Annotated in this window: 20 protein-coding genes, 1 pseudogene and 1 riboswitch; of the genes and pseudogenes, 6 read left to right on the top strand and 15 right to left on the bottom strand. The window is 71.6% G+C overall.

Annotated elements, in window-relative coordinates:
• Positions 1–30: 30 nt before the first annotated feature.
• Positions 31–1,197 carry a 2-iminoacetate synthase ThiH gene (gene thiH, locus Manayef4_RS02345; protein ID WP_070130475.1) on the bottom strand — a complete coding sequence of 389 codons (1,167 nt, stop codon included), beginning with the start codon at positions 1,195–1,197 and terminating at the stop codon, positions 31–33.
• Complete coding sequence (locus Manayef4_RS02340; RefSeq protein WP_232235029.1) at positions 1,194–2,051, bottom strand: thiazole synthase; 858 nt, start codon at positions 2,049–2,051, stop codon at positions 1,194–1,196. Before Manayef4_RS02340 ends, thiH begins: the two co-directional genes overlap by 4 nt.
• A gap of 151 nt (positions 2,052–2,202) precedes the next feature.
• Positions 2,203–2,316: riboswitch (TPP riboswitch) on the bottom strand.
• A gap of 269 nt (positions 2,317–2,585) precedes the next feature.
• On the opposite strand from Manayef4_RS02340, the gene Manayef4_RS02335 reads away from it, so the two are divergent.
• Complete coding sequence (locus tag Manayef4_RS02335) at positions 2,586–4,736, top strand: Stk1 family PASTA domain-containing Ser/Thr kinase (RefSeq protein WP_240724102.1); 2,151 nt, start codon at positions 2,586–2,588, stop codon at positions 4,734–4,736.
• A 90-nt stretch (positions 4,737–4,826) separates the two neighbouring features.
• A complete protein-coding gene (locus tag Manayef4_RS02330; protein WP_175443299.1) occupies positions 4,827–6,542 on the top strand; it encodes a hypothetical protein in 1,716 nt (571 codons plus the stop codon).
• A gap of 19 nt (positions 6,543–6,561) precedes the next feature.
• Here Manayef4_RS02330 and Manayef4_RS02325 read toward each other — a convergent pair.
• A pseudogene (locus Manayef4_RS02325) lies at positions 6,562–6,795 on the bottom strand (transposase); the annotation flags it as partial.
• Positions 6,796–6,938: 143 nt separating this feature from the next.
• On the opposite strand from Manayef4_RS02325, the gene Manayef4_RS02320 reads away from it, so the two are divergent.
• Entirely contained in the window at positions 6,939–8,294 is a 1,356-nt protein-coding gene (locus tag Manayef4_RS02320; protein WP_139139967.1) for an IS4 family transposase, read from the top strand.
• Here the strand turns inward: Manayef4_RS02320 and Manayef4_RS02315 are convergent, their stop codons facing one another.
• The 9 genes from Manayef4_RS02315 to Manayef4_RS02275 form a co-directional block, all read right to left on the bottom strand.
• Entirely contained in the window at positions 8,295–8,540 is a 246-nt protein-coding gene (locus tag Manayef4_RS02315) for a helix-turn-helix transcriptional regulator (RefSeq protein ID WP_070130472.1), read from the bottom strand.
• Positions 8,541–8,551: 11 nt separating this feature from the next.
• The gene (locus Manayef4_RS02310; RefSeq protein ID WP_070130471.1) at positions 8,552–9,331 is read right to left on the bottom strand and encodes an aminotransferase class IV family protein; all 780 of its coding nucleotides are present in this window, start codon (positions 9,329–9,331) and stop codon (positions 8,552–8,554) included.
• A 646-nt stretch (positions 9,332–9,977) separates the two neighbouring features.
• Positions 9,978–10,718: a hypothetical protein gene (locus Manayef4_RS25600; protein WP_254665422.1), complete on the bottom strand. Its 741-nt coding sequence runs from the start codon at positions 10,716–10,718 to the stop codon at positions 9,978–9,980.
• Positions 10,719–10,843: 125 nt separating this feature from the next.
• A complete protein-coding gene (locus tag Manayef4_RS25595; protein ID WP_254665421.1) occupies positions 10,844–11,488 on the bottom strand; it encodes a DUF4277 domain-containing protein in 645 nt (214 codons plus the stop codon).
• 89 nt (positions 11,489–11,577) lie between these two features.
• Positions 11,578–12,978: a 3-deoxy-7-phosphoheptulonate synthase class II gene (locus Manayef4_RS02295; protein ID WP_011437469.1), complete on the bottom strand. Its 1,401-nt coding sequence runs from the start codon at positions 12,976–12,978 to the stop codon at positions 11,578–11,580.
• Between the two features lie 188 nt (positions 12,979–13,166).
• The gene (locus tag Manayef4_RS02290) at positions 13,167–14,192 is read right to left on the bottom strand and encodes a 6-phosphofructokinase (protein WP_070130469.1); all 1,026 of its coding nucleotides are present in this window, start codon (positions 14,190–14,192) and stop codon (positions 13,167–13,169) included.
• Positions 14,193–14,319: 127 nt separating this feature from the next.
• Entirely contained in the window at positions 14,320–14,850 is a 531-nt protein-coding gene (locus Manayef4_RS02285; RefSeq protein ID WP_070130468.1) for a polyadenylate-specific 3'-exoribonuclease AS, read from the bottom strand.
• Positions 14,851–14,854: 4 nt separating this feature from the next.
• Positions 14,855–16,120 carry a hypothetical protein gene (locus tag Manayef4_RS02280; RefSeq protein ID WP_254665420.1) on the bottom strand — a complete coding sequence of 422 codons (1,266 nt, stop codon included), beginning with the start codon at positions 16,118–16,120 and terminating at the stop codon, positions 14,855–14,857.
• A 308-nt stretch (positions 16,121–16,428) separates the two neighbouring features.
• Complete coding sequence (locus tag Manayef4_RS02275) at positions 16,429–17,298, bottom strand: lysophospholipid acyltransferase family protein (protein ID WP_035731772.1); 870 nt, start codon at positions 17,296–17,298, stop codon at positions 16,429–16,431.
• A 626-nt stretch (positions 17,299–17,924) separates the two neighbouring features.
• On the opposite strand from Manayef4_RS02275, the gene Manayef4_RS02270 reads away from it, so the two are divergent.
• Genes Manayef4_RS02270 through Manayef4_RS02260 form a run of 3 tightly spaced genes read left to right on the top strand, consistent with a single transcriptional unit; the run spans position 17,925 to position 20,876 of the window.
• Positions 17,925–18,722 carry an alpha/beta fold hydrolase gene (locus tag Manayef4_RS02270; RefSeq protein ID WP_011437474.1) on the top strand — a complete coding sequence of 266 codons (798 nt, stop codon included), beginning with the start codon at positions 17,925–17,927 and terminating at the stop codon, positions 18,720–18,722.
• Positions 18,715–19,581 (top strand): hypothetical protein, encoded by an 867-nt coding sequence (locus Manayef4_RS23770; protein ID WP_011437475.1) that lies wholly within the window; start codon positions 18,715–18,717, stop codon positions 19,579–19,581. The genes Manayef4_RS02270 and Manayef4_RS23770 overlap by 8 nt, the downstream gene beginning before the upstream one ends.
• Before the next feature lie 50 nt (positions 19,582–19,631).
• Positions 19,632–20,876: a hypothetical protein gene (locus Manayef4_RS02260; RefSeq protein ID WP_070130467.1), complete on the top strand. Its 1,245-nt coding sequence runs from the start codon at positions 19,632–19,634 to the stop codon at positions 20,874–20,876.
• A 100-nt stretch (positions 20,877–20,976) separates the two neighbouring features.
• Here Manayef4_RS02260 and Manayef4_RS02255 read toward each other — a convergent pair whose 3' ends face one another.
• Genes Manayef4_RS02255 through Manayef4_RS02245 form a run of 3 tightly spaced genes read right to left on the bottom strand, consistent with a single transcriptional unit; the run spans position 20,977 to position 23,824 of the window.
• Positions 20,977–22,035, bottom strand: coding sequence for an ROK family glucokinase (locus tag Manayef4_RS02255; RefSeq protein WP_023841262.1), 1,059 nt, complete (start codon positions 22,033–22,035; stop codon positions 20,977–20,979).
• Positions 22,032–22,622, bottom strand: a complete 591-nt coding sequence (locus Manayef4_RS02250) for a hypothetical protein (RefSeq protein WP_235187022.1) — start codon at positions 22,620–22,622, stop codon at positions 22,032–22,034. Before Manayef4_RS02250 ends, Manayef4_RS02255 begins: the two co-directional genes overlap by 4 nt.
• The gene (locus Manayef4_RS02245) at positions 22,619–23,824 is read right to left on the bottom strand and encodes an ArsA family ATPase (RefSeq protein ID WP_277870082.1); all 1,206 of its coding nucleotides are present in this window, start codon (positions 23,822–23,824) and stop codon (positions 22,619–22,621) included. The genes Manayef4_RS02250 and Manayef4_RS02245 overlap by 4 nt, the downstream gene beginning before the upstream one ends.
• Positions 23,825–23,830 lie beyond the last annotated feature (6 nt).

Genomic DNA, 23,830 nt, shown 5'->3' with positions numbered 1-23,830 from the left:
CTATCGACGACCCGCGACGCCGGGCCGCCGTCACCGCACCGGGTCGACAAGCGGAAAGGCGTCCTTCCACACCGGCTCGTACCCGGCTTCGGCGAGCATCGCGGCGATCTGTGCCGGCGAACGCTCGTCGGAGATCGAGAACTGTTCCTGGGCCGTGCCGGGCGTGGTGTAGCCGCCGGGTTCGGTGGAGGAGCCGGCGCTCATGGTGGTCACGGCGATGCGGACGAGCCCGTCGCGCAGCACCGCCGGCTCCCGGGTCGACAGCGACAGCGCGAGGTCCGGCTCGAACAGGCGCAGGGCCGCGTACGCCTGGACGAACTCCGCGTCGTCAACGACGACGACCGGCGGGAACCCGCTGGCACTCGGCTTGATGCGCGGCAGCGCGATCGAGACCTCGGTCCGCCAGTAGCGACGGGAGAGAAAGGAGGCGTGCGCGGCCAGCGCGAGCACGTCAGCGCGCCAGTCCGGGGCGAGCCCGAGCAGCGCGCCGATCCCGAGCCGGCGCACCCCGGCCCGCGCGGCCCGTTCGAACGAGGACAGCCGCCGGTCGTAGTCACGCTTCCAGCCGGCGACGTGCACCTCGGCGTAGCGGGCCCGGTCGTAGGTCTCCTGGTAATGGACGACTCCCTCCAACCCGGCACGCACCAGCCGGGCATAGGTGTCGTCCGACCAGGTCTGGGTCTCGATGCTGATCGAGGGGAACATCGGCCGTAGCCGCTCGACCACCGCGACGAGGTAGTCGGCCGATACCTCGACGCGATGCTCGCCGGAGACGAGCAGCAGATGACGGAACCCCCGGTCGACCAGCAGGCGTCCCTCCGCCACCACCTCCTCAAGGTCCAGCGTGCGGCGCACCACCGGCAGGCCCTTGGCGAAGCCGCAGTAGGTGCAGGACGACAGGCAGGCGTTCGACACGTACATCGGGGCGAACAGCCGGACCGCCCGACCGAACCGGAGCAGGGTCGCCTCCCGGGCGGCAATCGCCAGCTCCTCCAACCGGGCGGTGGCCGCGGGTGAGAGCAGGATCGCCAGCTCCGCGAGACCGATCCGGGGGGTGGCCGACCCACCGGATCCGGGCCGAACCCGCCGCAGCACCGTGTCCACCTCGGCGGACGTGGCCCGCCGCGACATCGCGGACAGCCCGGCCAGGTCGTGACCGGCAAGTTCGCGCGYGAACTCCCCTGGCGGGGCGCTCACCTGGACGCCTCGCCCACCACCGCAGCCGGGGACGTCGCCCGGGACACCGAGGGCACGGGCGACGCCGGTGACGGGTGGGACGCCGGTGACGGGTGGGCGCCGAGGAACCCGGTGAGCGGGGAGGAGGCGGACGCCACCGTGGCCGGGCCGGCAGCCCCTCGGCCGGCCAGGAAACCCAACCGGCCGGCGGCGGTGGCGAGCGCGAAGGCCCGCGCCATGCGCGCCGGATCGGCGGCCACCGCGATAGCGGTGTTGACCAGCACCGCGGCCGCGCCGATCTCCATCGCCTCGGCCGCGTCCGAGGGCACCCCGAGCCCGGCGTCCACGACCACCGGCACCCCGGCGCTCGCCACGATTGCCTCGATCGCGTCCCGGGTGCGCAGCCCGCGGTTCGAGCCGATCCAGCTGCCCAGCGGCATCACGGTGGCGCAGCCGACCTCCTCCAGCCGGCGGGCCAGCACCGGGTCGGCCGAACAGTAGGGCAGGACCGTGAAGCCGTCGGCCACCATGAGCTCGGCGGCGCGCAGGGTCTCCAGCGGATCCGGCGCCAGGGTGCGCGGATCCGGGGTGACCTCCAGCTTGACCAGACCGGTGCCCGTCGCCGCCCGCCCGAGGCGGGCCAGCCGCAGCGCCTCGGCCGCGTCCACCGCGCCCGAGGTGTTGGGCAGCAGGGTCATCGACGGCGGGATGAAGTCGAGAACGTCGCCGTCACCGATCCGGCCGATGTCGACCCGGCGCAGCGCCACGGTGACGATGGTGGCACCGGATGCGACGAGGCTGTCCCGCATCACCCGGTGACTCGCGAACTTCCCGGTGCCGATCAGCAGCCGGCTGCCGTAGGCCCGCCCGGCGATGACGAGATCGTCCGCCCCCGCGGCACCGGGTCCGGCCTCACCACCACCCCCGCCGCCGACGGCGGAACCTCCACCGGCGAGGCCATCGGGACAGGAACCGTCGGGGGGAGAATCGCCGGGACGGGAACCGGCAGGACGTAGGGGGTGCTGCGACACGATCTTTCATCCTCCCCACGCGCGCATGACCGCGATCGGGTATACGGGTCGCCGACGGGATACTGGCCAGCCTCTCAGCCCACGTCCGTGGGCTCCCCGGAGCAATCGACAGTGTAACCGCTGCTTCCTGGCCGCGGCTTCGGGTGTCCCGCCGCGACGCCGATCTGCGACGCCGATCTGCGACACTGAYCCACGCCCGTCGACGATCATCGCGGCCTTGAGAACCGATTCAATGTGGGCACCCGGGTTTCACCCGGTGGACACCATGCTGCGCGACGAGGTACTTCTCGCTCGAACGACGTATCCGGGTTAACCTCGCGGGGCTCGGTAGCGGCATCCTTCGACAACGATCGTAAACTCTCCCTCGTGGATGCCACCGTGGCCGACCCCGTCGTAGGTCGGCTTCTCGACGGCCGCTACACGGCGCAGGAACGGCTCGCCGTCGGCGGGATGGCGACGGTGTACGTCGCGCACGACAACCGGCTGGACCGGCTCGTCGCCCTCAAGGTCATGCATCCCACTCTCAATCACGACCCGGAGTTCGTCACCCGTTTCCATCGMGAGGCCAAGGCCGTGGCACGGCTCAACACCCCGCGCGTCGTCTCCATCCTCGACCAGGGTTCCGACCACATCCCCGCCGGTCTGGTCAACTACCTGGTGATGGAGCTGGTGCGCGGCCGGTCGCTGCGCCAGCACCTGGGCGCCCGGGGTCGGCTCCCGGTCACCGAGGCCATCGAGATCATCGAGCCCGTGATCGAGGCCCTCGCCGCCGCGCATGCCGCCGGCATCATCCACCGCGACATCAAGCCCGAGAACATCCTGCTCGGTGACGACGGCCAGGTGAAGGTCGCGGACTTCGGCCTCGCCCGTCCGGTGAGCCAGCCCACCCAGGCACTCACCGGCGGCGTGGTGATGGGCACTGTCGGGTACCTCGCCCCCGAGCAGGTCACCCACGGCGTCGCCGACACCCGCAGCGACGTCTACGCCGCCGGTGTGGTGCTCTTCGAATCCCTGACCGGGCAGCTCCCGCACAGCGGCGCCACCCCGATGTCGGTGGCCTACCAGTCGGTCCACGGCGACGTGCCGGCGCCGTCCACCATGATCGAGGGCATTCCCGCCGAGCTGGACGGTCTTGTTCTCCGGGCCACCGCCCGCGACCCGGCGCGCCGGCCGGTCGATGGTGCGGCCCTGCTGGCGGAGCTGCGGCGCATCGAGCCGTTCCTGCCCCCGCAGGACGCCTACCCGAGCGGGTTCACCGGCGAGATCGAACGGATCGGGTTGGCCGAGCGGCCTTCAGGGGCCCGGGAGCCCGGGTACCCCCAGGAGCCCGGGTACCCCCAGGAGCCCGGGTACCCCCAGGAGCCCGGGTACACCCAGCCGTTCCAGGCCGAGGACTACGACGACTCCCGGGGCGCCGGGCCGGGGGCCGCCGCGGAGCGCGCGTTCGCCGGTGCCGGGCCGGGCCAGCCAGGCACCGGCGCGCTCTATCGATCCGCCTCCCCGCCCTCGCCGACCGCCACGGCCTATCTCGGGGGCGGTGGCGGGCGCGGGCGGCGACGGGCCGCCGCATCGCCACGCTCCCGAGGGCTCATCCCGGTCGTCGTCGGTGGCATGGCCGTCCTGGTCCTGCTGCTCGGGATCCTCGCGTTCCGTTCCCTGTCCGGCGGAGGGACCGAGGTCCCGCTGCTGACGAACCTGAGCAGATCCGACGCCGAGAAAATGCTGCGCGACGCCGGCTTCCAGTTCACCTACCTCGACCCGGTCGCCAGCGCCACGGTACCGGTCGGCCACGTCGCCCAGCAGGATCCCCGGGACGGATCGAAGGTCGACAAGGGCGCGCTCATCACCCTGCGGCTGAGCTCCGGCCCCGCGACGGTGCGCGTGCCGGACCTGGCGAACCTCACCGAGACCCAGGCCAAGGCCCGGCTGGCCGAAGTGGACCTGACCCTCGGCGGCCTGAGCCCACAGTCCAGTGACACGGTGCCGGCGGGCCATGTGATCGGTACGAACCCCGGGGCCGGCACCGCGCTCAAGCCGAAGGACCAGGTCGTCGTGATCACTTCGACGGGCCCCGCGACGAAGCCGGTGCCGGCCGACATCATCGGCAAGTCGTTCGAGGAGGCCAAGGCCGAGCTCGTCGGCCTGAACATCGGCCTCGTGGTGCAGCGCACCGACGCCGTGAACGACGCCGTGCAGCCCGGTGAGGTCTTCGGGGTCTCTCCCGACGTGGGGCAGCCGATCTCACCCGGCGGCACCGTCACCCTCACCGTAGCCGAGGCCGACGGGTTCGACAACGGTGACGGTTCCGGGGGCGACGGCAGCGGGATCCAGGTCCCGGTGCCGAACGTGGTCGGGAAGAGCTACCGGGAAGCCGAGAACATCCTGCAGCGCCGGGGGTTGAAGATTGACCGTATCGGCTGGATCGGCGGGCCGGGCGACCGGGTGACATCGCAGTCCGCCAAGGCCGGGAGCAAAATCGAAAAAGGAAGTACCGTGCACGTCAACACAACGTGGGACCCCCTCGGCTGAGCCGCCATCCTCCACCAGGTTGATCATATTGTGCAACGAATCGCGCGGTGGGCGAAAGATCCGCGACCGCTTCCCCGGGGGGACGACGGCGTGAAGGCAGCGCGTGGTCGTGGCCGGTGGCCCGCCGGCCCGCGGCGGCCGACGTCGTGGTGGCGGGAGTCGTCGTGGTGGCGGGAGTCGTCGTGGCGGGGCATGGCCGGCGGTGGACGGCGGGCCGAGCGGGTCGCCGACCTGCTGGACGGACAGCGCCCCCCGTATGACGAGACCGACGCGCGGCTGATCGACACCGTGGCGGCCCTCCGGGACCTGCCGTCACCGCGGCTGCATCCGGCACGGCACGCCGCCCTGCGCGGACAGCTGTTCGCCGCCGTCACCGGCTCCCCGGCATGCGATCCCGTCCGTTCCCCCGCCGCCGTTTCCCCCGGCACCTCCGTGAAGGGCCACGAGACCGAGGCCCGTCCCACAAGAACCCGTCCCGCACGCACGCCTCCCGAGGGCGTCGATCCTGACCTGCCGGGAAACGATCCGGTCGACGCGCGGTGGGTACGCCGGACCGGTGCCCGCGGTGTCTCTGCCTGCGGTGTCTCCGGCCGGGGCAGGATGACCCGGGCCGCCCGGCCGCTGCTGGCCGGAGCACTCACCGCCGCCGTCACCACGGCGGCCCTCGCGGTCAGCTCGGGGGACTCGCTACCCGGCGATACCCTGTACGGCGTCAAACGACAGGTCGAAGACCTCCAGGTGTCGCTGGTCCGCGATCCGGTCGAGCGGGCGAAGACCCGGCTGGGCATGGYCGGCTTGCGGATGAGCGAACTGCGCACGATCACGGTGAACGACGGCGGGGTGATCGCCCCGGAAACCGGTGCCGGCGCTCCGGAGACGAGCCCGCGGGTGCCGGTGGTGAACCCCACGGCGACCGCCGCACCACCGACCATCGCGGTGTCACCGACCATCGCGGTGTCACCCGCTGCGGTGTCACCCACTGCGGGGACGTGGCCTCCCGGTCCCCGCACACCCGCCGTCTCCGGCGACGCCGGCGAATCCGATGGCCCCGACGCGCCGAGCGACCCGCCCGGCCCCGGCAACGGGGACCGCCTCGACCCCGAGCTGGTCAACGCGCTGCTGCGGGACTGGATCGCCGAGGTGCGCGCCGGCACGCAGGTACTGCTGGCCCGGGTCGCCGCCGGGGACACGGACGCCTGGACCACGGTGAACGCCTTCACCACCGAGCAGTCCCGCGGGCTGAAGAACCTGCTGAGATCGCTTCCCGTGGGCTCGGTCGGACCGGCGCATGCGGCTCTGGATCTCATCGACGACGTCAGGCGCAGGCTCGGCCCGCGGGCACCAGCGCCGGTCCGGGCCCCCTCACCCGTCCGCCAGATCTCTCCGATCGTGCCGACCGGTGACGCCCTCACCCCCCCGCCCTACGTGGCGCCGCTGCTCTCCGCACCTCGGCCCACGGCGACCGGGGCCACCGCCGCGCCCGCCCTCAGCACTCCCACCCCCGGCACTCCCACCCCTGCCGGCACCGGCATCGGCTCGCCGGGGCCCCCGAGCCCGGCGCCGGGTGGTGCCACGAGCGGAACGACCATCCCGACCCCGACCCCCGCCACGACCCCGACCCCCGCCACGACCCCGACCCCCGCCACGACCCCGACCCCCGCCACGACCCCGACAGACGACACGACCCCGACAGACGACACGACCCCGACCCCCGCCACGACCGCATCCGATGTCACGCCGACCACGGTGGGCGCGCCCTCGCCGCAGAGCCCCCCGAACGGGGCGCCGACGCCGGGATCCCGCTAGAATCTGTTCCGAGTTTGGATCATGGGGTTGGCAGGCTGCGTAGCCAGAGGATGGATCCGCGCAGGTGGAGTCCTGCGGCGTAGCTTTCGGGTGTCTTGTCGTAGCGGGTGGCCAGACCCCGCCATTCCTTGATCTTGCTGATGCCGCGCTCCACGGTGTTGCGGTCTTTATAGAGCGCGGCGTCGTGGCGGACCGGGCGACCTCCGGCGCTGCCGCGCTTCTTAYGGTTGGCCGTCTGATCGGCCTTCTCCGGAGGACGAGCCGTGGTACTCGCTCTTCCCAGGACCCCCGCGTCACGGGCTCGGGTCCCAATGCCGCTTCCACTAACTGGATCTTGATGGTCGTCGGTGTGTCGGTTCCGGCTGTTCTGTCTGGTTGCCGGCATGATCGGGGTGTGTGGCGGACAGTGAGGCGGTTGYRGGTAGCCAGCTGACRGACTGGATCTCTCTGGGGGTCCTGACGTCGTTCGTCCCGCGTGATGCGGTCGATGAGGCGATCGAGGCGACCGGGGCGGGTGCCCGGCGCTCCGACACGACGATCCCCCCGCAGGTCGTGGCCTATTTCGTGATGGCGCTCGCGTTGTTCGCGGACGACGACTACGAGACGGTCGCCCGCCGGCTCGCCGCCACGCTCACCGATCTCGACGTGGTGGGGCCGCGGTGGGAACCGACCTCGTCAGGGCTGACCAAGGCCCGCCAGCGGCTCGGTGCGGCGCCGCTGGCCGAACTGTTCGGTCAGGTCGCCGGGCCGGTCGCGGACCTGGACACGGTCGGGGCGTTCCTGAGCCGGTGGCGGCTGATGAGCATCGACGGGCTGGAATGGGATGCCCCCGCCTCGAAGGAGAACATCGCCGCGTTCGGCCTACCGGCCGGCCGCGTCGACGCGCCAGGGGTACTGCCGAAGGTCCGCGCGGTGACCGTGTCCGAGTGCGCCTCGCACGCGCCGGTCCTGGCCGCGTTCGGCCCGGCCGGTGGGGCGAAACCCGCCAGCGAGCAGGCACTGGCCCGGACTGTCTACCCGCGRCTGGCCTCGGACTGGCTGCTGCTCGCGGACCGTAACTTCTACTCGTGGGCGGACTGGTGCACCGCGGCGGACACCGGTGCGGCGCTGCTGTGGCGGGTCAAGGCCACCCTGCGCCTGCCCCCGCTGCGCGCGTTGTCCGACGGTTCCTATCTGACCGTGCTGGTCAACCCGAAGGTCACCGGGAAGGCCCGGGAGACCCTCGTCACCGCGGCCCGCGCCGGCGCGCCGCTGGACCCGACGAAAGCCCGTTACACCCGCCTCGTCGAGTACGACGTCCCCGACCGTGAGGGCGACGGGAAACACGAGATCACCGGCCTGCTCACCACGATCTGTGACCCGCGGGAGGCGACCGCGACCGCTCTGGCCGGGGCCTACCGGCAAAGATGGGAACACGAGGTCGCGATCGAAGACGCCAAACAACTCGTCGGCGTCGGCCAGGCCCGCAACCGGCTCGCCACCGCCGCGCAACGCGCCGTCCCGTTCGGCCTGACCTGCCAGACCCTCGCCTTCRCCTGGTACCTCACCACCGGCCACCACCACGACGACGCCGCGGAGCACCGCGCCCGCGCGCCCTGGTACACCACCAAGACCCGGCCCTCGACCGCCGACCTGCTCGCCAAGCACCGCCGCGTCCTCATCGCCACCAAATACCAGCCCGCTCACCCCGAACAGCCCACCCCAGCCGAAATCCACACCCTCCGACTGGCCTGGGAGATCACCGCCGCATAACTACGAAAGTCGAGGTGTTAGTAGGAGTGCGAAACGCTCCTGGACGGAGGCCGGCGAGCAGGCGAGGGAGGTGTCGAGAGCTGCCTGATTGACCGGCCGGGGGGTGATGGTGTTGCTACCGGCCTCCCACTTCGAGACCATGCGCTCGCTGACGCCGATATGTGCCGCGAATGCTTGCAGGCTCATCCGTTTGGCCTGACGTAKTGCCCGGATCTCTCGTCCTGTCCAGCGGATCACGGTAGCCATCCRTGAGCTTCCTACTCCAGGGAATCGCCGGGGATGGCGATATAGGTGGCATGGAGTTCCCGTAGAATTGGATGGTCGTCGAGAAGGTTCACACCATCAATCATGTGGATCGGGMGGACGCCGATCGAAGTGTTAGTAGCAAAAGCCGCCTGCATGCTGCCGAGCATATCCAGGGTAACAGGGGCGGTGACGTGAGTGCCGACCTGCTGCAGGAGTCCCATGGTTACTCCAGGCAKGACGTCGGCTTTGGGCCAGATGACGTTGTCGCCATCAAAGAAACCGACGTTCCAGGTGGCGCCTTCGGAGACGACTCCTGTGGGATCGGTGAACAGCGCATCATCATAGCCGTCGAGTTGGGCACCGCGGCGATGGTACAGAGAGCCGAACAGGCCGACGTGTTTCACCATCGGAAGATCCCGCAAGTAGACGCAGGCCTTCACGCGTAGCGCCGGCAACACGGTCGGCGCGACCGGTCGAGTGGTCACCAGGATGTGTGGAGCGGCCGTCRCACCCGGGTGCCCGAGTTCCAGTGCTGGGTCGAAGACGGTGACGCGGACGACGAGCGAGCCGGTTCTGCCTCCGACCGCGTGACGGACCAGCTTCAGGACGTGTTCCGGATCGAGGTCGGCTGCAAAGACGATGCGGYAGYCACGGACCAGCCKGCTCAGGTGCAGCGGCAGGCCCCGTACCCGGCCATCATCGACGCGCATCGAGGTGAAGTGCCCGAGGTTGGTCAGGGCCAGCGCCGCGAGCGCCTCAGGGGTGACCGGGTGGCCGTCGAGTTCCGCCATGTCCTGGAGTCTGGCAGCCGGGGGCAGCCCGGCAAGCGGATGGGTGTCTGGGTCCGCCAAGTTCAGTGAAAGTTCGGTACTGGGACGGTGCAGTGACCTTGTGGGTGGAGCTCGTGTCGCGGCAATCTGGGGACTCTCTACAGAGTCATAACCCGCTAGTCCCACCCACTTCCCGATCTTGGACACTGAGCTGGCGGTCGGGATCCCAATGCTGCCTCCACCCGCAGAAGCGGTCCGGGAGACTTCACCTCGCGCCCATTTATCGAGACGCTTGTTCAGAGATGCATGGAGATGACGAAAGCATCTATTCGCCATGGGCCCACGTGACCAGACCCACGAACGAACCCGGGGCCGCCGGCCGGACGCCCGCCGAGGGCCACCAGCCCAGCCCTGACCGGTCGTCGTCCAGCGCCGTGCTGCGTTCCGGAGTCGGACAGGGCGTGGTGGCCGGGGTGGGGAGGGAGCCGGTCGGAGCGGCCGTTGACGGCGCTCACTCCCCACCGCTCCCGATCCGGACGCCACATCCGGGCTGGGGTGTGGTCGAGCTGGACGTGAACRGCCGAGTTGTCCGGATCATCGTCGGTGAGCCGGAGTTCCGCAGCCCTGCCGATGCCGATCTGTACGCCCGCAGCAGAGGTCTTCCTGATCACCGCGTCGCGCCGRTTGACCTCGGCAGTCGGGTGCCGCCCAGGCTCTGAGACAGAGGCTGCCCCGGCCCGTCCATCCCGGCGCAGCTTCCCGGGATCCGAAACGGGGCCGCCCCGTCCACAGACGGCCCGTCCAGCACCCCGCCCACGGTGCGGCCTGCGACCGCGAGCGGGCCCTTGAACGCGCCGTAGCGACGTTCGACGACTTCCTGGCCTTTGTAGCGGGCGAGTACCTCGGCGGGGCCGATGGTGTCGGGCAGGTTGGTCAGCAGGGCGTACCAGCCGTCGGTGGCGGCCTCGGCGTCGAGCGCGGCGGAGTCGAAGTGCCAGGTCAGGGCCGGTTTCCCGGTGTCCGGATCGACGCTGGTGGCGGCGACGAGGTAGCGGGTGACGCGGTGTTTCGTCGCCAGCAGGGTCAGGCGGGCTTTCACCGCGGCTTCGGTGCGGTAGAGGTGGTGGCTGCCCGCGGCGCGGGTGAGGGTGTCGAGGTCGGTGCGGGCGCGGTCGAGTTTGAGTGCGCGGGCGGCTTTGGCGGCCTGGTCGTTCGCGGACGACCAGATGAACACCGTGCGCACGGTGACCGCCGCGTCGGTCTTGCGGGGCCCCCGCAGGGTTGTCACGCCCTCGCGGGCCCGGTAAGTCGCCCGGGCGTGGATCGGCTTGTCCTGGTCGCGCGCCGCGACGTGGTCGACGAGGGTGGYGGTGGCCCAGTCCTGGGCGGCTAGGACCTGCGCGGGCACGGCCGTCGTCGGTGCCGGCGCGAGGAACGTGACCCCAGGCGTGGAGGTCAGCGCGGTCAGGTTGGGGTAGGAGACGAGTTTGCTGTCGCCGACCAGCAGGAACCGCCGTTCGCCGGCGATCGTGGTCAGGGCGCGTATCGCGGCGGTGACCTGGGAGACCTGACTGACCTCACCGGCGCCGCCGTCGTAGGCGCGGTGGACCAGCGGGATCCCGCCGTCGCCGGTGACCGCGGGCCCGGTCTGGACCTTTTGAGGTCGGGGCGGCGGTCCTTGGGATGGCCGTACTTCGGGGTCGCGTAGTCGCCGTCGACCTCGGGGTAGGCGCCGTGCGGCGAGATCGACGTCATGCCCCAGTGGATCCGGGACACGTCGAGGCCGAACGCGGTGATCGCCGCGGCGCCGACCGAGCCGACGACGGCCTCGCAGACCGGGGCGAGCGCGTCCAGCGCCCGACCGACCCGGTCGTCGTTCAACACGTCCGGCGCGAGGCCGAACATCTCCTCGACCGCCCACTGGCGTGCCCACCGTTCGACGTGCAGCAGCGGGGTCGGCGAGGTCAGCCGGTTGGCGACCAGCGCGGCGATCACCTGCCCGTGGCTGGCCCGGTTGACCTTGTCACGCATCGGGGCGAGCCGGTCGATCRTGCCCGCGACATCGAGGCGGGCCAGGTAGTCACGCACGACGGGCAGCGCGCCGAGCGGCTTCTCGACGCTCGGCGGCCCGTAGTCCATCGCGACCGTCACAGCCAGGAACAGTCCCAGACCCGTCACTACCGATCGCGGTCACCCCGACGTGATCCGAACAAGAGATCAAGCAGCTGGCTCATCGCACGCACGCACGTGCGGAAGACAAGTCCAGCTCACGAGGGCCACGGCGCGCCGCGTTCTCCCCGCGTGTTCTGCAGCATCTCGGCGACGAGGAAGGCCAGTTCTAGCGCCTGCCCGGTGTTCAGACGGGGGTCGCAGGCGGTCTCGTAACGGCCGCCGAGGTCGTCTTCCCCGATGAGTTCGGCCCCACCGAGGCACTCGGTGACGTTCTCCCCGGTCAGCTCGATGTGCAGGCCACCGGGGTGGGTGCCCAACGCCTTGTGGACCTCGAAGAAGCCGAAGACCTCGTCGAGGACATCGTCGAAGTGGCGCGTCTTGACRCCGCCCACGTCACGGGTGTTGCCGTGCATCGGATCGCACGACCACACCACTGGCGGCCCGGCGGCGTTGACCTTCTCGATGATCGGGGGCAGCGTGTCCCGGACCCGCTTTGCCCCCATCCGGGAGATCAGGGTGAGCCGGCCGGGGACATGGTCGGGGTTGAGCCGCTCGGCAAGCTCGAGGACCTCGTCCGGGCCAGCCTTCGGCCCGATCTTGCAGCCGATYGGATTGCCCACCCGGGACAGCAGGTCGACGTGGGCACCGTCGAGGTCCCGGGTCCGCTCGCCGATCCAGATCATGTGGGCGGACAGGTCGTACGGGTCGCCGGTGGCGTCCTCGATCCGGGTCAGGGCACGCTCGTACTCCAGCAGGAGGCCCTCGTGACTCGTGAACAGCTCGACCCCGGTCAGCGCGGCGGTCCGATCGAGGTCGATRCCGCAGGCGGCCATGAAGGCGAGGGCACGCTCGATGTCCGTCGCCATCACCTCGTAGCGGCGACCCGCCGCGGAATCCCGCACGAACGCCTTGTTCCACTCGTGGACCTTCGACAGGTCGGCGAAACCTCCGGTGGCGAAGGCCCGCACGAGGTTCAGCGCGACTGCGCTCTGGTGGTAGGCGGCGACCATCCGCATCGGATCGGGCTGCCGCGCGGCGGCCGTGGGCGCGATGTCGTTGACGGCGTCGCCCCGGTAGGAGGGCAGCCCGGTGCTGGCCTCGATGTCCGCGGACCGCGGCTTGGCGTACTGCCCGGCGATGCGGGCGACCTTCACCACCGGCGTGCTCGCGCCATAGGTGAGGACGACCGCCATCTGCAGCAGCGTCTTGACCTTGTCCCGAATCTTGTCGGCGGTGTTCGCCACGAAGGTCTCGGCGCAGTCACCGCCCTGCAACAGGAACGCCTCGCCCCGAGCGACCAGCGCGAGACGGTCGGTCAGGGACCGGATCTCGGGCGCGGTGACCAGCGGGGGGAGGGCCGCAAGCTGGTCATGGGCGGCTCTCAACTCTGCCGGGTCGGGCCAGGACGGCTGCTGCTTGGCCGGAAGGGTCCGCCAGAGATCCAGTACGCTCACCACACCAGGGTACGGCCCAGGTCGAGCTCGAGCGGTCACCATCGCCCGACATCTTCCCGGGAATCGGCGTCTTCCCTTGGACAGGCATCCGCCCGGAACTCGGCACCCGGCCCTGGCTCCCGAATCGGGACCGGATCCTGGACCGAAATCAGATCCTGGAGCGGGATCGGTTCCCGGACCGGGATCGGTTCCCGGACCGGATCCGGCCCGACGGCCCGCCCCTCCCCCGGTCAGCCGAAGAAGATCTCGGCCTCGTGGTAGAGCTCCTCGGGCACCGTCTTGAGCTCGCGGGTCGCATCCTGCAGCGGAACCCGGTCGATGCGGGTGCCGTGCAGGGCGACCATCACCCCGAAGTCGCCTTCGTGCAYGGCGTCGACGGCGTGCAGTCCGAAACGCGTCGCGAGCCATCGATCGAAGGCCGTGGGCGTGCCGCCGCGCTGCAGATGCCCGAGCACCGTCGCGCGCGCGTCACGACCGGTGCGGGCGCGGATCTCGGTCTCCAGGACCGCCCCGATGCCCTGCAGGCGGACATGCCCGAAGGCATCGACYTCACCCTCCCTGGCGACCAGGGTACCCGTGATCGGGACGGCACCCTCGGCCGCGACGATGATCGGCGCGTAGTGGGTGGCGAACCGGGCTTCGACGAAGGCGCACACCTTGTCGAAGTCGAACGGCCGCTCCGGGATGAGAATGACRTTGGCTCCCCCCGCCATGCCGCTGTGCAGAGCGATCCACCCGGCATGACGGCCCATGACCTCAACGATCAACACCCGGTGATGRCTTTCCGCGGTGGTGTGCAGCCGGTCGATCGCCTCCGTGGCGATGTTGACCGCGGTGTCGAAACCGAAGGTGTAGTCCGTCGCGGAGAGGTCGTTGTCGATGGTCTTGGGCACTCCGACCACGGGCAGTCCCTCGGCGTGTAGTTGGGCGGCCACCCCCAGGGTGTCCTCCCCGCCGATCGCGATGAGCGCGTCCACCTCGGCTGCGGCGAGGTGCTCGCGCACCAGCGCCGGCCCGTCCACGGCGGCGTAGGGATTGGTGCGGCTGGAGCCGAGGATCGTGCCGCCACGCGGGAGGATCCCCCGCACGGCCGCGATGTCCAAGGGGACCGTCTCGCCGGTCAGCGGCCCTCGCCAGCCGTCCCGGTACCCGACAAAGCTGTGGCCGTAGACGCTCTCTCCCTTGCGCACGACGGCCCGGATCACCGCGTTGAGTCCCGGGCAGTCGCCGCCGCCGGTCAGTACGCCGATCCTCATCCCGAGTCCTCTCGTCGACCGTACACCGCTTTCTCCGGCGGCAGCGTAGCGGGAGAGCCACACTTCAGGACAACAGCGCGGTCACGTGGCGTGGCAATGACGAGGCCGCCACGGCCACGTCATCGACTCATCGGGATGGGTTCGACACGGCGGCGACCTGGGCGCGCAGCGGGGCGAGAACCCGCCACCGGGCGAGGTTGTGCAAGGCGTCGGCGAGCGCATCGTGGGCGTTGGGCGGCGGTGCGGGAAGAACCGGCCGGCCCACTTCCTMCCACAGCTGACGCAGGTCCCGGGTGAAGCGGGGCAGCTGGGCGGGCAGGGCGGTCATCGTGCCAAAGAGCTGGCAGAGCACCACGTGGTCATAGGCCCCGTACCAGGCCCACAGCTMGGGGGCACCGCCCGCGGTCAACAGCGCGGCGACCTCGTCGCGGATTCGGGCCCGCGGCTTCCACGCCTCGTCCGATGGCGACGGCAGCTGGTCGAGGACGTTGCGACGGACCCAGGGCACAGCCCACGACGGGTCGAACTCGGTCGACACGGCATAGTACCGCTGTGTGCCGTCCTCGCTGACGATTCCGACGCTGACCAGATCGAGCCAGTGATGACCGGTGTCGGCGCGTTCGATGAACTCGGTGTCGTAAAAGAAGCGGGTTCCCACCGGCTCAGTCTCCTCCGGCCGAGGTGTCCGCCATGGTCGGCCGCTCGACCGCGGACCACCCCGGGCCGGGGCCCGAGCGCCGGCGCCACGGGCGCAGCAAGGCCCCGAGCAGCAGCGCCGCCAAGGCGGCACCGACCAACGGCAGCAGCCACAGCAGCGGCCCGGAGTACTCCTCCGTGGCGTCATCCCCGGACGCCGCCACCCGCGGACCGTCCGGTCCCGGCGACCGCCCTCCCGCCGGGACGATCGCCGGCGTCGCGCGGCAGCCGGCCGAACCCGCGACGGACGGCGGAGTCACCGCGGGACCGGTCGCCGGAGAGACCCGGACCTCGACCCGGGCGGCGCCGGGATCACTGACGAGGCAGAGCAGACCCGCCCCGGGCGCGGACGTCACCCGCGCCCCGGTGACCTGCACCTGGTAGCCCGTCGGATAGGACCAGGCCGGCACGCTGATCGCGGTCGCCGTGCCGGCAGCGAGGGGCGGCCCGGCCGACGGCGCGGTCCGATAGGCCACCGTCAGCACCCGCGACGCGTCGAAGCGCAACACCTCCGGTACCCCGGCGATGGCCACGGGGTAGGGGCGGACGATGTCCGCGGGCGGGGCGGGCGCCCGGCGTTCGGCGCCGCCGAGCCCGACGGGCGCGGCGGTGCCCACCGTGCCCCCGGTCGGGCTCGGGACGTCGTAGAACCAGCTCAGGCCGAACGCGTCGGCGGAGGCGACGAGACCGCGGACACTGACCGCCGACCCGTCCTTCCAGCCGACCAGGTATCCGGTCGGATCATTGACCGCCACCGTCGATGCGGCGTCGAACGGGGCAGGCCGCTCCCGCCACAGCAGGTGCGCGCCGTCATGCGCGGYCACCGCCGCAACGAGACCCGCACCGCCGCCACCACCATCGGGCACCTCGTAGCCGAGCAGGCCCGGCACATCGCGGAACCGCGTCGCCAACCGTTCGAGCCCCGCGGCGAGGCCGGCGACGGAGGGCACGTAGCCCGCCGAGGAGGGCACGATCCGCAGCGTGACCCGCAACCCGCGGTCGGTGAACATGCGGGTGAGGGCGGCGGCCTGGTCGAGTCCGGGGTCGGCGGGCGTGGTCGCCGCGCCGGCACCGTCGAGGACCGGCCCACCGGAGGTCGCCGGGAAGCGGCCGCCGCTGGCCATCGGGACCGCCAGGCGCACCCCGGTAAATCCGAAGCCGACCCAGGTGTCGATGTCCCCGGCGGTGGGCGTCACCCCGGCCGGCACCGTGATTCCATGCAGGACGACCACCCGGCGATCACTGTCCGTAAGATACGTTCCCGAGCGACCGATCGTATCGGCCGGGGCAGCGCCCACGGACGGTCCAACGGGTCCAGCAGGTGCGGCGGGTCCAGCGGGGGAACCGGCCGCCGAGGCCCCGGGCACCGGGCCCGTTCCCGCGAGGCAGCCGACGATCAGGCCGAGCGCGACCAGAAGTGGACGCCGTCCCGGGAATCGCCGGGGATGTTCGAAGCCGCCGCGACGCCGACCGATCGCCGTCCAGCCAGGAACGCTGTCACCACACACCGGACCATCCTGCCGTGCCCACCGCAAACGGGTCAGACCGCCCGGTCGATCCGGTCTTTGGTGGCACGTGGGTTCGCCGGCGCCGTGACCGGCAGCCCGAGCTGATCCGGAGACCGAGCCGGCGTCGCCGCCCCAGGGGAACCCGGCGCTGTGCCGGTGGACGCCGGGGAGACCGATGCCGTGCCAGTAGACGCCGCGGCCGCCCCGGCAGCCGCCTGTGCCCGGGCGGCCGCGAGCTCCTCCTTGGCCCGCTTCGCGTACAGGTCCACGTACTCCTGGCCGGACAGGGCCATCAGCTCGTACATGATCTCGTCGGTGACCGAGCGCAGGACGAAACGATCATCTGCCATGGCCGCGTAGCGGCTGAAGTCGAGCGGGCGGCCGATGCGGATGCCGACCCGACGGATCTTCGGCACCAGCTGGCCCGGCGGCTGAACCTCGAAAGTCCCGATCATCGCCACGGGGATGACCGGGACCCCGGCCTCCAGCGCCAAGCGCGCGACACCGACCTTGCCGCGGTAGAGCCGGCCGTCCGGGGATCGGGTGCCCTCCGGATAGATCCCGAGCAGGCGGCCCTGGCGGAGCACCCGGACCCCCGAGCGCAACGCGCCCTCGCTCGCCTTGCCGCCGCTGCGATCGATCGGGATCTGGCCGACGCCGCTGAAGAACACMCGCTTGAACCACCCCTTGACGCCCGCCTCGGTGAAGTAGTCGCTCTTCGCCAGGTAGGTGACACGGCGGGGGACGACCAGCGACAGGAAGAGGTGGTCCAGGAAGGAGAGATGGTTGCCGGCGAGGATCGCGGGCCCCTCCAGGGGGATGTTCTCCGCCCCCTCGACCCAGGGACGCCAGAACAGTCGCAGGACAGGTGTCAGGAATACCTTGACCACCCAGTAGAACAAGACAGCTCCCACCTGGTCACCGCCGCACGACGACGGCCCGCCGGGGGCGCCCGTGGCCAGTCGCCCGTCTTCATCCGCCGACGCCGATCACACCTGGCCCGAACCTCCCACGAACCGACCGGCCGGTCGGGCACCGGGGCGCACGCCGCCGGTCCACGACCCGCGGCCTCGTCGGGGTCCGCCACGGAGACCCCGACGATCCTTGCGACCCCACCGCGCCGGGTCGCCCAGGGCCGGGTCGCCAGGATGATGGGCTTGTTCGAGCCTAAGGAGAGGTCATCACGACGTCCACCGAACGGGGTCTACCCCGCTCGGCGTGTCATTCTCCGGTGCCGGCCAGGAAACCTGACGGCGGGCCCCCAACCCCCCGCGGACCGCGCCTCGATCCCGATGTCCCGCGCGCGTGGCCACCCATCACCGATATCATCAGGCGGAGACTTTCCGTCCGGCGGCTTCTGCGCAGCGATGTTGCGCAGCGATGTTGCGCAGCGAGTGAGACACGCACGACCGTGGCCTCAGCCCGCGGACCGTGCGAGCATGCGTTTACCGGCGTTTTCCCTCCGCGCGTCGCCGGACCCGCATCGCGGCATACGGGCGGGCGCGCGAGGCACGAAGGGCGGATCACGATGGCGGGTGTCACCGGTGCGGCCGTCCTCCCGGGCGCGGAACCGTTCGAGTTCGAGGGTGGGTCGGTCGGCGTGCTGCTGGTCCACGGGTTCACCGGCTCCCCRGGCAGCATGCGGCCCTGGGGCGAGTACCTCTCCGCAGTCGGACTGACAGTCTCGTGCCCGCTGCTGCCCGGCCATGGCACCCGCTGGCAGGACATGGTGCCCACTACCTGGCCGGACTGGTACGCTACGGCGGAGACCGCGTTTCTGCGGCTGCGGACCACCTGCGAGCAGGTCTTCGTCATGGGGCTGTCGATGGGCGGGACCCTGGCCCTGCGGCTGGCCGAGCAGCACGGCGGGGACCTCGCCGGCCTCGTCACGGTGAATCCCAGCCTCACCACCGACCGGTGGCACGCGGCGTTCGCCCCGCTGCTGAGCCGGGTGATCCCCGCCGTGCCTGGCGTGGCTGGCGACGTGAAGGCCGAGGGCGTGCCCGAGGTCGGTTACGACCGGGTACCCCTGCGCCCGTTCGCGTCGCTGCGCCAACTGTGGGCGGTGACCCGGCCGGAGCTCGGTCGGATCGTCTGTCCGGTCCTCACCTACCGCAGCGTCGTCGACCATGTGGTGGAAGCCAGCTCCGGCGCGATTCTGCTGGCCGGGCTGCGCGCCCCGGCCGAAGAACGACTGTTGGAGAACAGTTACCACGTCGCGACGCTCGACAACGACCGAGAAACGATCTTCGACGGAAGTCTGGAATTCGTCCGGCGGCACGCGCCACGCGCGCTCGTGCCCGACGCGCCCTGCGGCGATGACTGAGCGGTCACCGGGTTCAGGACCCGGCGAGCACCGGCCCTCGCCGGCGGACGGCGCCGCGCCCGAGGGGGCTCCCCTCGGCGGGCCGGGCGGCGCCCCCGCCGGTGGCGGTGGCACCTCCGCGAACCGCGAGGAGCCGACCGGCGGCGGATCCACGCCCGGTGCCGCGCCCACGGCCGGCCGGGGTGGCGGCGGTCTCGACGGCGACAGCGACGGATCCGCGACAACCGCGGGGGGCGACGCACCGCGGCCCTCCCCGCGCTCCCAGAAAGCCGACGACGCCGCGTTCTTCGAACTCATCGCGCGCTTCGACGAGGAGCCCGAATCCCACCGGTGGCCRGCTGCGGAGGATCTGGACGACACCCGCCGCCCCACTGTGATCATCCTACGTCCGCCGTTCGAGCCGGCTGCTCCGCCCGTGTCGGAGGACCGGACCGAACCCGGGCTCGACCAGTTGCCGTTCCCGTCCGCGGGCGGCGAGGGMGGCCGACGGGGACGCGGCGGCACCGAGGACCTCGTCGTCGACCTCGGCGATCTGCCGGGTTCCGGCCAGCTCCCGGAGGGTCTGGACGACCCGGATCTGGATCCGGATCCGGATCTGGACCCGGACGGYGAGCACTACGAGCCGCCACCCCCGCCACCGCTGCCACGGATCAGGCCCGTGACACGCTGGGCGCTCGGTTCGATCGCCCTCGGTGTGATGTTCCTCGTCGTTCCGGACCTGATCGACTTCAACCAGTCCCGAACCCAGAACGTCGCCGGGGTTCTGCTGATCCTCGGCGGGGTCGGCACGCTGGTCGCGCGGATGGGAGACCGTCCGCCCACGGACTTCGACGGCCCCGACGACGGCGCGGTGGTCTGAGCGCGGCGTGGCAGCCGTCGTACCGGCACCGAGATGGAAGGGCGTGGGGCGTGCAATATCACGAAAAGGTCGAAGTCCACGGACATCTCATGGATACGGGCGTGCTGGCCCGGGTTCTCGATGACGTGCTGGACTATGGCGGTGACTATCGGGTCGTTCGTATCGACCTGGGGCGCAGCCACGATGACGAGTCCCACGCGGTCATCACGGTGGGGGCCGACTCACCGAGTCAGCTCATGCGCATTCTGATGCGGATCCAGGTCCACGGCGTGAACAAGATCGAGTCTGRCACGGCCCGGTGCGAGCCGGCCGACCGCGACGGCGTCTTCCCCCCGGACTTCTACTCCACCACCAATCTGGAGACCGTCGTCCACCTCGACGGCCAGTGGGTGCCGGTGGAGCATCCCGAGATGGACTGCGGCCTGGTGGTCTCGCACGGCCGGGTGCGAACGGTACCGGTCACCGACGTGCGCGCGGGAGACATGATCGTGTGCGGCGTGGACGGGGTGAAGGTCGTCCTGCCGGTCACCGCCCATTCCAGCCGGATCTACGAGGAGTACGAATCCCTGGCCGCCCCGCTGCCGAGCTCCACCCAGCCGCAGGCGGTCCTGGTCCGGGCGATCGCCCGCCAGATCCGCGAGGTGAAGGCCGAGGGCTCGCAGGTGCTCTGGGTGGCGGGTCAGGCGGTGGTGAGCACCGGAGCCGGGCCGGCGCTGGTCGCCCTCGTCGGGGCTGGCTATGTCGACGTGCTGTTCGCCGGCAACGCGCTGGCGACACTCGACGTGGAGGCTGCCCTCTACGGATCGCCGCTGGGGCTCGGGCCGCTGCGCAGCGGCCGGGTGCAGCGCGGCAGCGAGCAGCACATCCGCGCGGTCAACACGATCCGCCGGGAGGGATCCATCCGGGCCGCCGTGGAGTCCGGCGTGCTCACCCAGGGGATCATGCACGCGATGGTCAAGGCCAACAAGACCTTCGTGCTCGTCGGATCGGTCCGCGACGAAGGCCCGCTGCCCGACGTCCACACCGACGTCCTGGCAGGCCAGCGGGCGATGCGCGCCGCGCTACGGGGGGTGGCGTTCGCCCTCATGATCGCCAGCGCCCAGCACTCCGTGGCCACCGGCAACATCCTGCCGGCCTCGGTCCCGGTGGCCTGCGTGGACGTCAACCCCTCGACGGTGCACGCCCTCATCGAACGCACCAGCGCGCACGCGGTCGGCGTCGTCGCCGACACCGGGCTGTTCCTCGAGGAGCTCGCCGCCGAACTGGTACCCGACTACCGGGCCTCCCCCGCGTAGCGGCTTCGCCGCGACGCGGGGACCCCTGTCACAGGGCGCCGTACGGGGTCTCCGCCGAATCGCCTTCGGCGACCCTCCTGGGATCGCCGTGGGGGTCGGGTCAGAACCGGGCGAGGTCGGCCGCGCCTACGAGGCCCGCTTGGGATCCGAGCTCGGCGATGACGATGTCCGGCTCGGAACGGTAATCCCGCCCGGGCATAGCGGCCAGGAGGCTCTGYCGGGCCGGGCCGAGCAGCAGCTCGCCGGCGTCGGAGACGCCGCCGCCGATGACGAAGCGGTTCGGGTCGAGCGCGGCGACCAGCGTCGCCATGCCCTCGCCGAGCCAGTGGCCGATCTCGGTGAAGCACCTGATCGCCGCCGGGTCCCCCTTGCGCGCCGCCTCGGTGACGTCCGGGCCGGTCAGCGCGTCGACGCCACCGCCGCAATGCTCCAGCATGGGCACGGCCGCACTCGGATCCACGGTGGCGATGTTCTTCGCCAGCCGGACCAGCGCTCGCCCGCTCGCATACTGTTCCCAACACCCTCTGTTACCACAACCGCACGGATACCCGTCGGGTACCACCCGCATGTGACCCATCTCGGCGCCGATACCGGACGCGCCCCGGTAGAGCTCACCGCCCAGGACRATGCCGCTGCCGATGCCGGTTCCCACCGTCAGGCAGACGAGGTCACGCCGGCCACGGCCGGCCCCGAAACGGTACTCCGCCCAGGCCATCGCGTTGGCGTCGTTCTCCACGACGACGGGCAGGCCGATGCGCCCCCCGACCTCGTCGCGCAGGGGTTCGTCGCGCCAGGCGAGGTTCGGTGCGAACAGGACGCGGGACCGGTCCGAGTCGACCCACCCGGCCGCGCCGATGCCGACCGCGCGCACGGCGTGGTCGGCACTGAGCTCCGCGACGACGCTGGCGATGGTGTCCGCGACCTCGGCGGCCGAATGGCCCGGGGTGGGCCGACGCAGGGAAGTGATGATCGTCCCCGCACCGTCCACGACGCCGGCGGCGACCTTCGTCCCGCCAACGTCGATGCCGATCGTCAGGCCCTCCATCCGGTTCTCCGCCGGCAACGGGCCGGGGGCCGCGCCGGCACGCTCGGCGCGCGGAACCGTCAAGCTGCCCGGAATATCCAGGTTCTTCGAACTATCAGGAGTAGCGATGCTCACGTGATATCGATCCTCTGCACGCGGGGTCTAAGCGCGGTGGCTGGTTGGGTGCCGGTGGTGTCCCCCGGCCATGGATGATCTCCGGATGCGGGGCGCGCCGTCTCGCGCCGTCGCGGCGTGGCGGGCCCGGGAGCGCCCTCCCCACCGGCACCGAGGGCGGCGCGGAACGCCGCGGTCAGGGATCCGGCCGCCGCGAGGAGATGGCCAACCACCTCGGGGCGGTCGCCAGCGAGGCTCGACAGGAGCCGGCACAGTGGGCACACGGCGCAGGGCCAGGTGTGATCCGCGGGTCCCGGCGCCGGATCCGCCTGGGGATCGGGCATCGCCGCCGCATCGTCGGCAGCGGGTCCCGCCGCCGACGATGCGGCGGGCGACGATGCGGCGGGACCGGGATGCCCGGCGGGACCGGGGGGCAGATGCGAGGCGGCCCAGTCCCGCAGGGCGTCAGCGAGCAGGGCGGCTTCGACCGCGAGCGACCCGCGGCCGGGCAACGCGGACGGGTCGGGGGGAGGCGTGCCGGGGGGAGGCGTGGTGAAGTCGGGCCCAGCGCCGGCGGGCCGGCCCGGGGTGGACCGCTGCGTGGTCATACCCGCACCCACTGCCGCGGGTCCGGAACGAACGAGACGACCAGCCGGTCGTCACGCAGCCGGGCRGTGCTCACGTCGCAGCGACGCAACGCCGCGGGCAGCGGAACAGCCCGCCGGTACGACCCCACGGTCACCACCAGGTCATCACCCAGCCGGGCCAGATCGATCTGGGAACTGTCGACGAACGGCAGGCCGAAGGACAGCGCGAACCCGTCCTCGGTGCGTTCCACCCGCGGCTGGCCGCTCGGGCCGATGAGCGGCTCCCCGAGAACACTCCCCGGATCGAGCTCACCGTAGGTCGCCGCGCCGAAAGCGGCCAGCTCCTCCAGGCCGATCGGTTCGCCCGCCCGGTAGCCGACCGGGAGGACCGGGGTGGGCATGAAGGCCGCGGTGATGTCGGCGAGCTGCTCGCGGTGAACGGCGGCCCACCCCGCCCGCCAGGCGTCCGCGTTCGCCGGCGGAAAGATCCGGTTGACGACGACGCCGTCCAGAGTGAACCCGTGCAGCGACAGCGCCGTAAAGCTGCCGCGGGCCGCGGCGAGCGCCGAGCTCTCGGGGGTCGCCACCAGCCGGACGCTGGTGGTGGCGTGGTCGGTGAGGATCGCGCGCAGGTCGACCGCCGCCCGGTGCAGGCGGGAGACGGTGTCGTAGGCGGGGGCCGCCAGCGCGCTCCACCGCCCGCCGAGCGCCGCCGCCCAGCCGAAACCGGGTCGCAGCCAGCGCGCGAAGGCACCGTCGGGCGGCAGCAGCCGGCGGCAGTACCACGACAGCGTCTCGGGAAAGGCCAGCAGCCGCACCAGCGCCGCCGCCGGGCCTCCGTCGACCACCACCAGGTCGTAGTTCTCGCTGGTGAGACCGTCGCGCAGTTCGAGCAGCGTCAGGGTCTCGACGGCCCCCGGCAGGAAGGCCAACTCCTCCAGGTCGAACGGATCGACGTTGATGGCCGGCCAGGTGCCCGCCAGCACCTCGCGTACGGCCGGCCACCGGGTCTCGACCGCGCGGCGCAGGTCGACCTGCTGGCCGTGCAACCCCGGTTCAAGCTCGGTCGGCTCGGCGCCGATCGGGTGGTCGAGCGCGCCGGCGAGCCCCGCGGCCGGGTCGACCGACAGCACGAGGGTCCGGTGACCCCGTTGGGCGGCGAGGATCGCGGTCGCCGCCGCCACCGTGGTGGTACCGCCGCCGCCCTTCCCCGTGAAGAGCACACACCG

The sequence above is a fragment of the Frankia sp. CgMI4 genome (assembly GCF_001756285.1).
Lineage (GTDB): Bacteria > Actinomycetota > Actinomycetes > Frankiales > Frankiaceae > Frankia > Frankia casuarinae.
Note: the sequence above shows the minus strand (reverse complement) of the source record. Positions and strands in the feature narration are given on the sequence as shown.

Coding starts and splice junctions, on each gene's coding strand:
- Manayef4_RS02250 (WP_235187022.1), bottom strand. CDS start 22,622: ATGACCACGCAGCGGTCCACCCCGGGCCGGCCCGCCGGCGCTGGGCCC.